13 protein-coding genes and 2 pseudogenes are annotated in these 15,821 nt (G+C 67.2%); 7 read left to right on the top strand and 8 right to left on the bottom strand.

Going from position 1 to position 15,821, the window contains the following annotated elements; all coding sequences use genetic code 11:
• Positions 1-231: 231 nt before the first annotated feature.
• Positions 232-687: a GyrI-like domain-containing protein gene (locus tag OU419_RS25055; protein ID WP_254472399.1), complete on the top strand. Its 456-nt coding sequence runs from the start codon at positions 232-234 to the stop codon at positions 685-687.
• Here the strand turns inward: OU419_RS25055 and OU419_RS25060 are convergent.
• From OU419_RS25060 to OU419_RS25070, 3 genes and pseudogenes are all read right to left on the bottom strand, one after another.
• Positions 681-2,552, bottom strand: a pseudogene (locus OU419_RS25060) (AsmA family protein); the annotation flags it as partial. The gene OU419_RS25055 and the pseudogene OU419_RS25060 sit on opposite strands and share 7 nt — an antisense overlap.
• A pseudogene (locus OU419_RS25065) lies at positions 2,513-2,704 on the bottom strand (acyl-CoA desaturase); the annotation flags it as partial. The pseudogenes OU419_RS25060 and OU419_RS25065, both read right to left, overlap by 40 nt.
• 9 nt (positions 2,705-2,713) lie before the next feature.
• A complete protein-coding gene (locus OU419_RS25070; protein WP_254472398.1) occupies positions 2,714-3,814 on the bottom strand; it encodes a flavin reductase family protein in 1,101 nt (366 codons plus the stop codon).
• A gap of 146 nt (positions 3,815-3,960) precedes the next feature.
• Here OU419_RS25070 and OU419_RS25075 point away from each other — a divergent pair, with 146 nt between their 5' ends.
• From OU419_RS25075 to OU419_RS25095, 5 genes are all read left to right on the top strand, one after another.
• Positions 3,961-4,596: a TetR family transcriptional regulator gene (locus tag OU419_RS25075; RefSeq protein WP_254472397.1), complete on the top strand. Its 636-nt coding sequence runs from the start codon at positions 3,961-3,963 to the stop codon at positions 4,594-4,596.
• 254 nt (positions 4,597-4,850) lie between these two features.
• Positions 4,851-5,351, top strand: a complete 501-nt coding sequence (ureE, locus tag OU419_RS25080) for an urease accessory protein UreE (RefSeq protein WP_254472396.1) — start codon at positions 4,851-4,853, stop codon at positions 5,349-5,351.
• Positions 5,348-6,013, top strand: coding sequence for an urease accessory protein UreF (locus tag OU419_RS25085; RefSeq protein WP_254472395.1), 666 nt, complete (start codon positions 5,348-5,350; stop codon positions 6,011-6,013). The genes ureE and OU419_RS25085 overlap by 4 nt, the downstream gene beginning before the upstream one ends.
• Before the next feature lie 12 nt (positions 6,014-6,025).
• On the top strand, positions 6,026-6,640 hold the full coding sequence (gene ureG, locus OU419_RS25090; protein WP_254472394.1) for an urease accessory protein UreG: 615 nt from the start codon (positions 6,026-6,028) through the stop codon (positions 6,638-6,640).
• A 54-nt stretch (positions 6,641-6,694) separates the two neighbouring features.
• Positions 6,695-7,267, top strand: coding sequence for a HupE/UreJ family protein (locus OU419_RS25095; protein WP_254472393.1), 573 nt, complete (start codon positions 6,695-6,697; stop codon positions 7,265-7,267).
• A gap of 48 nt (positions 7,268-7,315) precedes the next feature.
• Here OU419_RS25095 and OU419_RS25100 read toward each other — a convergent pair whose 3' ends face one another.
• The 4 genes from OU419_RS25100 to mdlC form a co-directional block, all read right to left on the bottom strand.
• Positions 7,316-8,572 carry an OprD family porin gene (locus OU419_RS25100; protein WP_254472392.1) on the bottom strand — a complete coding sequence of 419 codons (1,257 nt, stop codon included), beginning with the start codon at positions 8,570-8,572 and terminating at the stop codon, positions 7,316-7,318.
• 96 nt (positions 8,573-8,668) lie between these two features.
• Positions 8,669-10,138: an aldehyde dehydrogenase family protein gene (locus tag OU419_RS25105; protein ID WP_254472391.1), complete on the bottom strand. Its 1,470-nt coding sequence runs from the start codon at positions 10,136-10,138 to the stop codon at positions 8,669-8,671.
• A gap of 13 nt (positions 10,139-10,151) precedes the next feature.
• Positions 10,152-11,489: an MFS transporter gene (locus OU419_RS25110; protein WP_254472390.1), complete on the bottom strand. Its 1,338-nt coding sequence runs from the start codon at positions 11,487-11,489 to the stop codon at positions 10,152-10,154.
• A gap of 59 nt (positions 11,490-11,548) precedes the next feature.
• Positions 11,549-13,135, bottom strand: a complete 1,587-nt coding sequence (gene mdlC / locus OU419_RS25115; RefSeq protein ID WP_254472389.1) for a benzoylformate decarboxylase — start codon at positions 13,133-13,135, stop codon at positions 11,549-11,551.
• A gap of 110 nt (positions 13,136-13,245) precedes the next feature.
• Between mdlC and OU419_RS25120 the strand changes: the two genes are divergently transcribed.
• Positions 13,246-14,142: a LysR family transcriptional regulator gene (locus OU419_RS25120; protein ID WP_254472388.1), complete on the top strand. Its 897-nt coding sequence runs from the start codon at positions 13,246-13,248 to the stop codon at positions 14,140-14,142.
• Between the two features lie 7 nt (positions 14,143-14,149).
• Here OU419_RS25120 and OU419_RS25125 read toward each other — a convergent pair whose 3' ends face one another.
• Positions 14,150-15,475: an MFS transporter gene (locus tag OU419_RS25125; protein ID WP_254472387.1), complete on the bottom strand. Its 1,326-nt coding sequence runs from the start codon at positions 15,473-15,475 to the stop codon at positions 14,150-14,152.
• Positions 15,476-15,821 lie beyond the last annotated feature (346 nt).

The raw sequence follows: 15,821 nt of genomic DNA on the forward strand, positions 1-15,821 counted from the left end.
CTCCCGACGGGGCGAGGGCCACCCGGTTCAGCGCAGCGCTTCGACTGGTTCGTCCTTGCGCCCCACCTATGCCCTTGCGCTTTCGGCCGGGTCATACAGGCTCTTGTCTCCGACGAGGCAACACGATCTCCCTGCCCGAAGGTCTACACAGGGTGGATCGGCCATGCGCGGAATATTCCGGCGGATGCGCCACGGTCTATCATGCGATCTGTCAGCACGGAGCCGCACACCATGAAACACAGGATCATCGAGTTGCCCGCCTTCAGCGTGGTGGGCATGGACTATCGGGGCAGCGCACCCGACGACAGCATCGGCCAGCTCTGGCAGCGCTTCCTGCCGCGCGAGCATGAGATCAGCGCCAATCCCGCAGACAGGACCGCCTATGGCGTATGCACCCAGTTGCCCGGCGGCGAGTTCCACTACATCGCCGCCCTGCCGGTGACGGACGATGCCGTGGTGCCCGACGGCATGCTGAAGTTCGAGGTGCCGGCGCAGAAATACGCGGTCTTCACCCACGTCGGTCCGGTGACCACCATCGCCGACAGCTTCCAGGAGATCTACTACAACCTCCTCGCCCGCGCAGGGCTCTCGCCACGCAAGGGCATCGACCTCGAGCACTACACCGAACGTTTCCTCGGCCCAGAGCGCCCGGACTCGGAAGTCGACCTCTACGTCCCGATCTACTGACGCCCGGCGGGCATCGGCACTTTCGCCGGCTGCCTCATTTGCTGCAACAGCGGGCCGCACTGGTTGTCATCCTGCTGGCTGGGCGCAACCAGCGCCAGCAGCGCGGCAGCCGGCGCCACCGCCACACCCAGCGCCACCATACCCGCACCACGCAGCGCCAGCGGTGCCGCATGTACGCCGGCGCGGGGATTCTTGAACGTGCCCTCGACGTAGAGCGGCGAACGCAGCGAGAAGATGCGCATACCCTTGCTCTCGGGAATCACGTCCAGGTCCAGCTTCTCTGTGGCGAAGTTGGCAGTGCCCTGCACATTGATGATGGCATTCTCGGTATCGAAGACGAACACCCGCGGCTGCGCCAGCCCCTTGGCAATGCCGACATCGGCCGCGGCGCAGTTGATCTGCACGTCGTCGTCGCCGAACAACTTGGCAACCACATAGTTGCCGACGTTCAGACCGGCGATCTCCATCAGTCCCTTGCTGATCCGCCCGTCATTGATCAGCAGTTTTAGCTGGCCATTGGCGCTGCCGAGGATGCTTGCCACCGAGTTGCCGGTGCCGCTGAGCGCCGCGTCGCCATTGAGCTCGCCCAGGCTGGTTTGCATCGGCGCGAAGCTGGGGAACAGTTGCTTGAGCTTGAAGCGGCGCGCTGTCAGGTCGATGCGGCTCTGCATCGGCGTCTTGCCGCCATCCAGGCGGATGTGGGAATCCAGCGCGCCCCCGGCGACGCCGAAACGCAGCGGTTCCAGGGTAAGCATTCCGTCGTTGAGCACCAGGTGCGTATAGAGGTCGCTTATCGGCAGCTTGTCGCTGTGTACGATGCGCTTGCCGGTGAACTCCACATCGGCATCCATCGCACGCCAGCGCTCGGTGCGAAACTCCTCCACCGGCAGTACCTTGTCCGCCGGCTGGCGGGCGGTCTGGCCGCGCGCCTGCTTGTCCTTGTTCGAGTCGGCACCGATCAGCGGGCCGAGATCGGCCATGCGCAACTGGTCCGAACGCAGCTTGCCGGACAGTTTTGGCCGAGGCTGCCGATTGACGAACAGCAGGTCGCCGTGGAGGTCGCTTTCGCCGACCTTGCCGTTGAAATTTTCATAGTGGAACTGCGCCCCCGCCGGGTCGTGCAGTTCGGCCTTCAGGCGCCCATCGGTCTCGTAGGCGGGGGTATCCGGCAGGGTCACGCCGGTGAGCGGGAACAGATTGGCCATGCTGCTGCCAGCCAGCTTCAGGCGCAGGTCCAGCGAGCCGAGGTTCAACGGGTCGACCAGAGTGCCGACCACGCTGGCGCGCGTGCTGCCGGCGGAAACATCCGCCTGTATCGGAAACGGCTTGGCGGCATCCTGCAATGCCAGCATGCCGCCAACCTTGCCGGAGCCATTGAGCGGCAGGCCCTTGAACTCGCCCTTGAGCTTCCAGCCGAACACGTAGTCCTGGGTATCGGCCGTCTGTGCGCCAGCCAGCGCCTTGCCGGCCAACTGGCCGAAGGGTACCGGCTTGCCCAGCGGGTCCACCTGCAGCTCCAGACGGGTCTTCAGGCGCTGGTCGTCAAACCACACACTGCCTTTGTCGAAGCCGATCTCACCGATATCCAGCGTCCATGCCGACGGTTGCACATCGGCCTGGTCCTCATTCTTCGGCAGGCCGAAACTCCAGGTCGCGCGGCCATCGGCCAGGCGCAGCAGATTGGCGCTCGGGCGAGTCAGGATGATCTGCGGAATGCTCACCGTCCGCCATAACAAGGGCAGCGGCGCCAGGCGGAACTCGACTTTCTCAAGGCTGGCGAACTGATTCTTGCCGGAGAGCGGCGAGCGCGTCTTGCCGGCGGCCCAGTCGGGATTACCCAGGCTGATATCGGCGGCGCACGGCCACTCCAGCAACAGAAGCGCACCGCCGTGCGAATGCGGCGGATATAGCGGGCATCGGCGTCGCCCATATCGTGCAGGGTCCGCTGGCGCAAAGCATCCAGTTCGGCACCGAAGGCCGCCAGTTCGGCGGAATTGAGTTCGCGGTCGTCGCGCATGAGAAACCTTCAGAGATCAATGGCCAGGTCGCTCTGGGGAGCGCTGACGCAAAGGCGGATCGGTTGGCCGGGTTCGCTGAACAGCTCGCCGCTGCGCAGGTCGCGCACGCATCCGCTGATCAGGGTGCAGGTACAACTGGCGCAGACACCCTGGCGACAGCCGTGGGCAGGTCGCAGGCCCGCGGCCTCGGCCTGCTCCAGCAGGCTGCGACGGCTATCGCCGGTGGTTTCCAGCGCCGCTCGGGAAAAGCGCAGGCTCACCGCCTGAGCGGGCTCGCCGTCGTTCCAGGCGGGCGGACTGAAGCTCTCGACCTGCAGGCTCGGGCTGGATTCGCCAAGCACGCCACGAACGCTCTCCACGAAACCGCCGGGCCCGCAGGCCAGCACATGGCGGCCCGCGAAGCCTTGTACATGCTCGCCGCGGAAGCGCCCGCGCAGCTCGCCCTCGGCTGGCGCCTCGCCGCTGATCGCCCAACGCAATTGCAGATTCGGATACTGCCGGGCGAGCGCCTCCAGCGCCTCGACGAAAGCCCGCTGGCCACGCTCGCGCACATAGTGCAGCAGCGTAACCGGAGCGCCGTAGCCGCGTGCCAGCGCATCACGCAAAAGGCCGAGCAAAGGCGTCAGGCCGCTGCCGGCAGCCAGCAGGAGCACACCGCGCTCATCCCCCGGCCAATGCAGATCGCCATCCACGACGCCCAGTTCGAGCAGATCGCCCACGCACAGCCGGTGCAGCAGATACGGCGAAACCCGGCCACCCGGCTGCAGCTTCACCGCAAACTCCAGACAACCGTCGGCGGCGATGCGCGTCAGACTGTAGCTGCGGCTGCAGCGCACACCGTCGCGCTCGATGTAGAGCTGCACGTGTTGCCCAGCCCGCGCACCGCGCCAGTTGGCGTTGGGTAGCAGGCGCAGTTCGAGCATATCGTCGGCGACCCAGTCGCGAGCCTCGACACGGGCGAACACGCGATTGAGCGCCCATCCACGGTGCAGCGTGCCTAGCACGGCATCGGCGTCCGCCTCGCGCAGCCAGTCGCCACGCACCAGGGCACGCACGGGCGCCAGCAGCGGGCTAAACAGGCGCAAGGCGGAAAACGGAAGAAGCGGCATGAGCGGAACCGAACAGTAAACAGATGTTCACTAAAATCTCACGCCCAGACCTTTTCAGTCAACACTCGTTCACTGAATGAGTCGGAACTTCCCCCCCACCGACCGGCATTTGCTAGAGTGCCTGCGCCTTCGTCATGGATAGCCGTATGTCCACTCCCCGCGCCGAACAGAAACAACAGACCCGCCAGGCCCTGATGGATGCGGCGCGCAGCCTGATGGACAGTGGCCGTGGCTTCGGCAGCCTGAGCCTGCGGGAAGTGGCGAAGACAGCCGGCATCGTGCCCGCCGGGTTCTACCGGCATTTCGCCGACATGGACCAACTGGGCCTGGCCCTGGTCGCCGATGTCGACGAGACTTTTCGCCAGACCCTGCGCGCGGTGCGCCGCAATGAATTCGAGCTGGGCGGGGTGATCGAAGCTTCGGTGCGCATCTTCCTCGATGCGGTAACCGCCAATCGCACCCAGTTCCTGTTCCTCGCCCGCGAGCAGTACGGCGGCTCGCTGCCGATCCGCCAGGCCGTCGGCGAGCTGCGCCAGCGCATCACCGACGACCTCGCCGCCGACCTCGCGTTGCTGAACAAGCTGCCGCACCTGCAACCCCAGGACCTCGACGTGATCGCCGACCTGGTGGTGAAGACGGTATTCGCCACTCTCCCCGAACTGATCGACCCGCCCGCCGAATCACTGCCGGCGCACCTGACGCCCGAAGCCAAGGTCACCCAGCAACTGCGCTTCATCATGATCGGCGCCAAGCACTGGACAGGCATCGGCTCGCGGCCCTGAAGTCGCAGCCCCCGCAAACACGCTCGACGCTCCCTCGCCGCACACCATTGCCGGGTATCGCGGCGCGCCGCGTCATCCAGAGCTGCACGCCGCGCCCCGCATTGGTGCGCACCGTTTTCGTGCGCACCATCGTTGCGCGCCCACATCATTCCTGATCGTTCGGACAATCTCTCCAGACCGCGCCAGCGCTGGCACCAACCCACGCTGGCAAGGCCCTTGCTGTAGCTCGGCCATCGCTACTGCCGGACGCCGCCATGCTGGTCATCCACCAACGAATCGAACCCCGCGCGCACTGGAACGTCGAACTGCGCCTGAACTACGAGGCGCGCAGCAAGAGTCGCCTGCGCTGCTTCAGCACGGAGGGGGAAGACGTCGGCCTGTTCCTGGAACGCGGGCAGCCACCGCTGGCCGATGGTGATTTCCTGCTGGCCAACGACGGCCGCGTGGTGCGCGTCGCGGCGGCGGCGGAGCGCCTGCTGCACGTCACCTGCGCCAACGCCCGCGAGCTGAATCGCGCGGCCTACCACCTGGGCAACCGGCATGTCGCCCTGCAGGTCGGCGACGGCTGGCTGCGCCTGCTCGACGACTACGTGCTCAAGGCCATGCTCGACCAGCTCGGCGCCACGGTGGAGGCCGTCGAGGCGCCCTTCCAGCCGGAACACGGCGCCTACGGCGGCGGGCATCACCATTCGCACCACGGTGAGGAAGAGTTCAACTACGCGCCGAAGCTGCACCAGTTCGGAGTGCGTCGGTGAGCGTCTGGGCGCTGCTGCGTCTGGCCAGTCCGCAGTTGCCGATTGGTGGCTACAGCTATTCCCAGGGCCTGGAGAGCGCCATCGACCAGGGCCAGGTGACGGACGCCGAGAGCGCACATGCCTGGCTCGCCGACCAACTGCAACTGAACCTCGCGCGCTTCGAAGGGCCGCTGCTGGCTGAACTGTTGCGCGCCGCCCAGGCCGGTGACTGGAGCGCCCTGGCGGACGCCGCCGAGCGCCACCGAGCCAGCCGCGAGACCCGTGAGCTGGGCCTGGAAAACCGGCAGATGGGCTTCTCCCTCGGGCAATTGCTGGAAGCTCTGCCGGAGTTGGACGGTGCCGCCCAGCACTGGCTCGCCGAGCAGGCCGAGCCGTCCTTCGCCGCCGCCTGGGCACTGGCCGCCCGCGCCTGGGGGCTTTCCCCCGAGCAGGCACTGGGCGCCTGGCTGTGGAGCTGGCTGGAAAACCAGTTGGCAGTGCTGATGAAGACCCTGCCGCTCGGCCAACTGGCGGCGCAGAAACTCACCTCGCGCCTGCTCCCCGATCTCGACCGCGCCTGCCGCGCAGCCCTCACCAACGACACGCCCGGCGGTGCGCCATTCGGCCTGGCGCTCGCCAGCATGAACCACGAAACCCAATACAGCCGTCTGTTCCGTTCCTAGGAGAACTGCCTCATGAACTCTCAACCCCTGCGCGTCGGCATCGGCGGCCCGGTCGGCTCCGGCAAGACAGCCCTGACCCTGGCGCTGTGCCGCGCCCTGCGCCAGCGCTACAACATCGCCGTGGTCACCAACGACATCTACACCCAGGAGGACGCGCAGTTCCTGGTGCGCAACGAAGCCCTGGAGCCGGAGCGGATCATCGGCGTGGAAACCGGCGGCTGCCCGCATACCGCGATCCGCGAGGACGCCTCGATCAACCTCGAAGCCGTGGACCAGCTCAACCGCCGCTTTCCCGGTCTCGACCTGATCCTGGTGGAGTCCGGCGGCGACAATCTGTCGGCCACCTTCAGCCCCGAACTATCGGACCTGACGCTCTACGTGATCGACGTTTCCGCCGGCGACAAGATCCCGCGCAAGGGTGGGCCGGGCATCTGCAAGTCCGACCTGCTGGTGATCAACAAAATCGACCTCGCGCCGCTGGTGGGTGCCTCGCTGGAAGTGATGGACCAGGACGCCACGCGCATGCGTGGTGACAAGCCGTTCGTGTTCAGCAACCAGAAGACCGGCCAGGGCCTCGACCAGATCATCGCCTTCATCGAGCGCCAGGGCCTGTTGACGGCAGCCTGAAACGCACGCATCGCCCGCACCCGCGGGCCACGGACAATCGACCCAGGAGTTCCCATGTCCCTGCGCAAAAGCCTCTACGCCCTCGCACTGTCGCTCACCCCGGCAATCGCCTTCGCCCACCCCGGGCACGGCGACCACGGCCTGATCGCCGGCCTCGCCCACCCCGTCACCGGCCTCGACCACCTGCTGGCAATGTTCGCCGTCGGTCTCTGGGCCGCGCAGCAACAGGGCGCGGCACGGCTGGCGCTGCCCTGCACCTTCGTTCTCACCATGCTGATCGGCGGACTGCTGGGCTTCGAAGGGCTGGAGATGCCGTTCATGGAAACCGGCATCGCCGCCTCCGTCCTGGCGCTGGGCCTGTGCGTGGCGCTGGCGGTGCGTCCGCCGCTGGCGCTGGCGATGCTCGCCACCGCCGCATTCGCCCTCGCCCACGGCGTGGCGCATGGGCTGGAACTGCCGGAGCTGAGCAGCCCGTGGCTGTATGCAGCGGGATTCGTCGCCGCCACCGCCGCGCTGCATGCGGCGGGCTACGGCATCGTGCGCCTGCTGCCGCAGGCCGCGGCGCCCCTGGTACGCTGCGCCGGGTTGGCGTCGGCGGGCGCCGGCGCGTGGCTGCTGGCGGGCTGAGCCGCCATCACCAGGCTGGCGAGACGCACCGCTCGCCAGCCTGCGCCATCAGAGCGAGATCGGGTAATTGAAGATCAGCCGGGTCTGATCGAAATCGCTGTTGAAACTGCGACGGTTGCTGGCGTGGTTGACCCTCACGTTGAGCTTCTTCAGCACCCCGCTCTGCACCGTGTAGCCCAGCTCTACGTCGCGCTCCCATTCCTTGCCGCCGCTGCCAGCCCTGGTCGTGGCGTTATCGCCCTTGCCGTAGCGCACCATGCTCACCAGGCCCGGCACGCCCACGGCGGCGAAGTCGTAGTCGTAGCGCGCCTGCCACGAGCGTTCGTCCTCGTTGGTGAAGTTGCCGTTGAACATATCGTTGCCCATCGTCCGTCCACTGCTGCCGTAGACCGACTGCCACATGCCGGTGCCGCCGACCTTCTGCAGGCCGAGGTAAACCGTGTGGCCGCCGCGATTGGCCGAGAGCAGCGCATAGGCGGTGTGGCTGTCGATCTCGCCGGCCAGGGCACGGCCATCGTCGCGGTCGAAGAACAGGCCGAGGTTGGCGCCCAGCACCCAGTCGCCAACCGGCTGCTTGTGCAGCAGGTTGAAGTAGCGCTGGGTGTAGATGTCCTCCAGTTGCGCATACCAGGCGCCGACCAGGGTGCGTTGGTCGTTGAAGCGGTACTCCGCGCCGGCATAGTTGAAGGCATCGGACTTCGCCGTCGGCGCCGACCAGGACGACAAATCCTGCAGGTCCGCCGAGTTGCGCAGGCTGACCTGGTCGTAACGCCCGCCGTACAGACTCACGCCCTCCCACTCGCGCGACACCAGCGCGGCGCCGCGGAAGGTCTGCGGCAGCAGGCGGCCATCGTCATAACGCAACACCGGGATATCCGGGAGCATCTCGCCGACCTTCAGCTCGCTGGCCGACAGCCGCAGCTTCGCCGCCACCGCCACGCGGCCATATTCGTCGGCGGCCTTGCCGTCGTCGTGGACCGGCAGCAGTTCGGAACCGCTCTGGTCACGGCTGCTGTTCAGCTTCACGCCGTACAGGCCCAGGGCATCGACACCGAAGCCCAGCGGGCCACGGGTATAGCCGGACGTGAATTTGAGAATGAAGCCTTGCGCCCACTCGTTGACCAGGCTCTTGCCGGCGCTGTGGTCGCGGAAATCGCGGTTGAAGGCGTAGTTGCGCAGCACCAGGTCGGTGCGCGAGTCCTCGAAGAAGCCACCCTCCTCGGCGGCCTGGGCGCAGGTGCAGGCCAGGAGCGGCAGGGTCGCGCAGGCAAGGGACGGCAATACGCGGGTATGACGGCTGATCATTGTTATTGTTCTCCGTTTTTTCAGGGGTGCAGCGACCCGGAGCGCGTCCGCATGGACACGCCCTGGGCTGGATTTGCGGTGTTACCGGTCAGGCATTCAGAACGGGTAGTGACGCGCCTCCCGCTGCACGCTCACCCAGTGGTCGCGGGTGAACTCGTCGATCGCCCAGTCGCCGTTGAAGCGGCCAAGACCGGAGTTCTTCTCGCCACCGAATGGCGCGTTGGCCTCGTCGTTGACCGGGATGTCGTTCACGTGGGTCATGCCCGCGTGGATGCGGCGGGCAAAGCGCACGCCACGGTCGAGGTCACGGGTGAACACGGCGCTGGCCAGGCCATACTCGCTGGCATTGGCCAGCTCCAGCGCATGCTCCTCGTCGCGGGCGCGCAGCAGGCCGATCAGCGGGCCGAAGATTTCGTCACGGGCGATCTCCATGTCCGGACCGACCTCGCCATATACGTGCGGCGCCAGCAACTGGCCCTGCACACCACCTTCGTACAGCGGCCTGGCGCCTTCGCGGCGCGCCAGGGCCACCTTCTCCAGCAAGCCTTCGAGCTGGCGCGCATTGATGATCGGGCCAACCGCCGTCTCCGCCAGTTGCGGGTCACCGACCTTCACCTGCTTCACCCGCTCGACGAAGCGCTCGGCGAAGGCGTCGTACAGCGAGTCGGCGACGATGATGCGGTTGATCGCCATGCAGATCTGTCCCTGGTGCAGGAACTTGCCGAACACCGCCGCGCTCACCGCCTGTTCGAGGTCGGCGTCGTCCAGCACCACGAACGGACTGTTGCCCCCCAGCTCCAGCGCCACATGCTTGAGGTGCGCGCCGCCGCTGGCGATGCGCCCGATGTTGCGCCCCACTGGCGTCGACCCGGTGAAGGTCACCAGCCCCGGCACCGGATGCTCGACGAACGCATCGCCGATCTCGCTGCCCGCGCCAACCACCACGCTGAGTACGCCGGCCGGCAGCCCGGCTTCCTCGAACAGCCGCGCCAGCAGCAGGCCGCCGCACACCGGCGTGTCGCTGGCCGGCTTGACCACCACCGCGTTGCCCAGCGCCAGAGCCGGAGCCAGCGAGCGCTGAGTCAGGTGCAGAGGGAAGTTCCACGGGCTGATGACACCCACCACCCCGATGGCGCTGCGGTACACGCGGCTTTCCTTGCCGGGGATGTTGGAGTCGACGATGCGCCCATGCACACGACTGGGGAACGACGCCGCCTCCAGCGTGATGGCGCGCGCCGCGCCCCACTCCAGCGTGGCCTTCAGGCGGGTGCTGCCGGACTCGCGGATGATCCAGTCGATGATCTCCTCGCGGCGCTTGTCGAACACCGCCACCACGCGGTGCAGCAGCGCGGAGCGTTCCGCCGGCGGCAGTGCGGCCCAGGCCGGCTGCACCTCGGCGGCCTTGCGATAGGCAGCGTCGAGATCGTCGCGGCTGGCCTGGGGAATCTCCACCAGCAGGCTGCCGTCATACGGGTTGCAGTCGCGCAGCGATTTGCCGGTGCTGCCGGTACGCCATTCGCCGGCCAGGGGTTGCAGGTGGAAATCGGTGTAGGTCGAAGCGGTCATGGACGTTCTCCTTTCAAACGGATTTTTCGCGGGCGACGAAGACGCCGGCGGACTCGCGCGGTCGCACGCGGATGAAACCGATGGCCAGCGCACCCAACACGCCGGGCAGTGCGAAGGCGAGGAAGTTCTCCTGGAACGGCAGCTCCAGGGCGAGCAGGCTGCCGCCGAGCATGGGACCGGCGATGGCGCCAAGCCGACCGATACCGGCGGCCCAGCCGACACCGGTGGAGCGCACGTGGGTCGGGTAGAACTGCGCGGCGTAGGCGTGGATCACCGCCAGGGTGCCGATGGTGGTGGCGCCGGCGATCACCAGCAGCGTGTTGAGCAGCCACGGGCCAGGGTTGATGCCCAGGGCCGCCAGCGAAGCCGCTGCCAGTGCGAAGAACAGCACCAGCGTGCGCTGGGTGCCCAGGCGGTCGGCGAGCCAGCCACCGAACAGCGCGCCAATTGTCGCGCCAACGTTCAGGGTGACCAGGAACACCAGGCTGGACGTAAGCGGATAGCCGCCGTTGGCCATCAGCTTCGGCAGCCAGGTGTTGAGGCCGTAGCTCATCAGCATGCACATGGCGAAGCCCACCCACAGCAGCAAGGTGCCCAGCGCCTGGCCGGAGCCGAACAGTTGCGGCAGGCGCGCCTTTTCAGCGTCGGCATCCGGGCTTGCGAGCACCAGCTCGGTGCCGGGACGGTAGGCCGGGTCGACCTTCGCCAACAGCACATCGAGCTCAGCGCGACGTCCCTTCAGTTCGAGGAAGGCCGCCGACTCCGGCAGATAGCGCAGCATCAGCGGCACGGCCAGCACCGGCAGCACCGCCACATAGAACACTGACTGCCAGCCCCACTGCGGGATCAACGCGATACCGACCAGCGCCGACAGCACCGCACCCACCGAGTAGAAGCTGGACATCACCGTGATCAGCGTGGCGCGACGCCCGGCCGGGGCGAACTCGCTGATCAGGTTCACCGCGCTGGGCACCAGTGCGCCCAGCGCCAGGCCGGTGACGAAACGGCAGGCGCCCAGTTCCACCGGCGTGCGCGCATGGCCGGTGAGGAACGCGGCGAGGCTCGCCAGCAGGGTCATGAGGATCACCAGGCGGCGCCGGCCGAAACGGTCGGCCAGCGGCGCCAGCAGCGTCCCGCCGAAGAGCATGCCGAACAGCGCGCAACTGCCCAGCGTGCCGGCCTCTACCGGGCTGAGTTGCCATTCGTGCATCAGCCGCGGCACCACCGAGCCGTACACCACCATGTCGTAGCCGTCGAACAGCATGATGAAGCAACCCCAGGCGAGGATCAGCCAGTGGGTGCGGTTGAATTGGGCGGAGTCGATCACCGCCGCAACTGTCGTCTTGTGCATAGCCACCTCTTGTTATTTTTGTCGGTCATGAAAAGCGCCCCAGGCAGGGCGCGCACGCCTCAGGGTTCGATGGTCAGGGTGGGAACCTCGATCAGCACCGGCTCGTCGCCGGCCAGGGCACGGGCCAGTTCCTCGCGCAGGGTCGCGGCGTCGGCAGCCTGCACCGAGCGCACGCCGTAGCCACGGCCGATCTGGCAGAAATCCAGGCCCGGCACATCCAGGCCCGGAGCGTCGGGGACATCGAGCACCCCGGCGAACCAGCGCAGCGCGCCGTAGGTGCCGTTCTTGAGGATGATGAACACCGCCGGCACGCGGTATTGCGCGGCGGTCCAGAGGGCGGTGATGCCGTAGTTCGCCGAGCCATCGCCGATAATCCCGATGACCCGCCGCTGCGGCTGCGCCAGTTGCACGCCGACCGCCGCCGGCAGGCCGAATCCCAGGCCGCCGGCCGCCGGGAAGAAGTAGCTGCCCGGCTGGCGCATCTCCACGCGCTGCCAGAAGGCGCTGACCGTGGAAGTGGATTCCTTGACGAAAATGGCATCCTCCGGCGCCAGCTCGTCGATCACATCGAACACCGTTTCCGGGTGCAGCGGGCCCTCCTCGGCGGCACGTGGCGCCGGGCGCGGCAGCGCTTCGGGCAGCGGGCGCTGGCTGGTACGCACCGACTCCAGCAGGGCTTCGAGGGTGAGATGGATGTCACCGACCAGCGCATCGCCCATCGGCGCGCGCGCGGCCTCGCCCGGATCGCAGGTCAGGTGCACCAGCGCGGCGCCAGCGGGCAGGTAGTCGCCCGGAGCGAACTGGTGATAGCGGAACACCGGGGCGCCCACCACCAGAATCAGGTCGTGCCCGTCGAGCAGCCTGGAGATGCCGGAGATCGCCGCCGGCAACACGCCACGGAAGCAGCGGTGGCGCGTCGGGAACGGGCAGCGCGAGGCCGACGGCGCGACCCAGGCCGGCATCCGCAGCTTCTCCGCCAGTTGCACGGCCAGCTCGTTGGCATTGGCGCCATCGACATCCGGGCCAAGCACCAGCACCGGATTGCTCGCCCGCGACAGACGCTCGGCCAGCTCGCTCAACTGCGCCGCCGAGGGCAACCCGGCGCTGACAACGCTGCGCGCGGCCAGATGCTCGACACCGACCGGCGCCGGTTGTGCCCAATCGTCATAGGGAATCGACAGATACACCGGGGCCTTGGGCGCCAGGCTGGCCATGTGGATCGCCTGGCTCAGCGCGCGCGGCACGTCCTGGGCACAGGCCGGCTCGGCGCTCCACTTCACCAGCGGCTTGGGCAGTTGCGCCGCATCGACGTTGGCCAGCATGGCCTCGACGCCGATCATCGAGCGCACCTGTTGGCCGGCGCTGATCACCAGCGGGCTATGGCTGTACCAGGCGTTGGTCAGCGCGCCCATACCGTTGCCGGTGCCGGCCGCGGCGTGCAGGTTGACGAAGGCGGGCTTGCCGCTGGCCAGGGCGAAGCCATCGGCCATGCCGACCACCGCGCCCTCGTGCAGGCCGAGGATGTAACGGAAATCCTCGGGAAAATCCTTGAGGAACGGCAGCTCGTTGGAGCCGGGGTTGCCGAAGATCGTGGTCAGGCCGTGGCGGCGAAGAATGTCGTAGGAGGCGTTATGGACGGTTTTCATACTGGCCCTTCAGGCTCGTTCTTAGGGTTTGCGCTACTCTCGCAGCGGCCTGATAATCGATCAAATCGATAGTCTTTCTATCTAAAATAAAAACCATCTATGTGGATATCATGGCCCAGACCGACCTCAACCTGATCCGCACCTTCGTCACCCTCTACGAGGCCGGCAGCGTGACCGTCGCCGCCGAACGCCTGTTCGTCACCCAGCCCTCGGTGAGCTACGCCCTGGCCCGCTTGCGCGAACTGTTCGACGACCCGCTGTTCAGCCGCAGCCGCGACGGCATCCAGCCAACCTTCGTCGCCGAGCAGTTGTACGGCACCCTGCGCGAGGCACTGACGCGCATCGAGGGCGCCGTGCAGAGCACCCGCCAGTTCGACCCGGCAACCACCGAAAGGCGCTTCCGCATCGCCCTCTCCGATCTTGGCGAGCTGGGCTTCCTGCCGCTGATCCTGGCGCGGCTGAACCGCGAGGCGCCGTTGGCCGAGGTGGAAGTGCTGGCGCTGCAGGTGGACCAGGTCGGGGACTGGCTGGCCAGCGGCAAGGTCGACACTGCCATCTGCCGCCAGGCGGTGGCCGGCAGCCGTAGCCAGGTGCTGATCGAGGAACGCTACGTCTGCCTGCTGAGCGCCGACCACCCGCGTATCGCAGACCGCCTGGACCTCGCCAGCTATCTTGGCGAACGCCACGTGGTGGTGACCCGCACCTCCGGCCACGGGATCGCCGAGGACGTGCTCCAGGCGATGAAGCTGGAGCGCCGCATCGCCCTGCGCGTTCCGCACTTCTCGGTATTGCCGAAAATCATTCCCGGCACAGACCTGCTGACCATCCTGCCGGCGCAGATCGCCCGCATGTTCGTCACAGAAGGCGGGCTGAAGATGCTCGAACTGCCCTTCGCAGTACCGCCGTTCGAAGTATCCCTGCACTGGCGCGCCAGCAGCGAGCACTCGGCGGCGCTGGACTGGTTCCGCAACACCATCGCCGAGGCGATCATCGACGGTCAGCATTGACGCACCCTCAGTGTGCCGCCAGCGGCTCGGCGGATCGGGCCACGGGGCGCAGCCCCAGCAGCACCCCGGCGGCCAGCACGAAGACCACGGCGAACAGCCCGTACAGGTGCAGCGGCTGCCAGCCCTCGTCGAGCAGCAGCCCGGCGACGGTCGGCGAGAGAATCGCGCCCAGGCGACCGACACCGATCGCCCAGCCCACGCCGGTGGCCCGCACGCCGGCCGGGTAGACCAGCGGCGACAGCGCGTAGAGCCCGGCGATGCAGCCATTGGCGAACAGACCGATGAGCAGCCCCAGGCCAAGCGCAGCCGCCAGCGAAGTGGCCGAAGCGAGGAACAGCACCAGCAGCGCGGCGGTGACCAGCATGAAGCCCTGCAGTACCCGCGCCAGCGGCAGCCGAGCCGACAGCGCACCAACCAGCGCCGCGCCGAATATCCCGCCGATGCTCAGCAGCACGCCGCCAGTGATGCCTTGCTGCGCGGTCAGGCCGGCGGCCACCAGCAGCTTCGGCGTCCAGCTCATGATGAAGTAGAAGCCGAACATGGCGAGGAAGAACAGCAGCCAGATCAGCAGGGTCGGACGGCGCAGCTCGGGCGCCAGCAATTGCAGCATCGCCACCCCGCCCTGCTCGCGGGCACGGGCTTCGGGCAGCGAGTCCAGGCTCGCCAGGCCCAGTCGCCCGGCCAGTGCGTTGACCCGCGCCAGGGCATTGGCCGGACGGCGCGCCAGCAGGAAGTCGAGGGATTCGGGCAAGCCCGCCAGCACCAGCGGGATAGCCGCCAGGGAAATCAGGCCGCCGGCGAGGAACACCGAACGCCAGCCCCAATGGCCGATCAACCACACCGCCAGCAACCCGCCAAAGGTAGCGCCCAGGGCGTAGCCGGTGGATTGCAGGCTCACTGCAAGGGGCCGCCAGCGCTTGTTGGCGTACTCGGCGGAGATCACGTTGCTGCTGGCGAGAATGCCGCCGATGCCCAGGCCGGTGAGGCCACGCAGTATCGCGAGCTGCATCGGCGTCTGGCTCAGGGCCGAGAGCAGCATGCCGACACCGCACAGCAGCAGGCAGAAGAGGATCAGCGGACGACGGCCGAACTGGTCGGCGCGCGGGGCGATGAACAGCGATCCGGCCGCCATGCCGAACAGCCCGGCGCTGAGCAACAGGCCGACCTGGGCGCCGTTAAGCCCCCATTCGGCGGAGACCGATGCGGCGGTGAAGGCCATCACCAGCACGTCGAAGCCATCGATCATGTTGAGCACGATGCAGATGCCGATGGCAGTCCACTGGAAGCGGTTCATCGCCCCTTGCTCCAGGGCGCCGCGCAGATCGCGATTCATGGGCGTACCTCCGCGAGGGAGATACGGTGGAAGACACAACGCAGGCAAGGCAGGCCCGGCATGGCAGATTCCTCTTTTTCTTGTTGTGGAGGCTTGATGGCGCACACCCTGGCAGCAGTGGATCCCGAAAACAAGCCCGATTGGATCCCAAGTTACGCATAAGGCCTTGCTGCTCCAGCCCTGCCCCAGGCAACGCACGAGCCGCGCCCCTTCTACGCCGGCACTTACAGGCTTTCCGGTGAATTCGTGCGATCATCGAACTGATTATTTTTCGAGCACCCGCCCCTCTTCGGGTTGACAGGTGTTTGCCTCAAAGCAAACCATTGGATCCAATAAAAACCAAAAG

The organism is Pseudomonas triclosanedens, from assembly GCF_026686735.1.
Classification (GTDB): domain Bacteria; phylum Pseudomonadota; class Gammaproteobacteria; order Pseudomonadales; family Pseudomonadaceae; genus Pseudomonas; species Pseudomonas triclosanedens.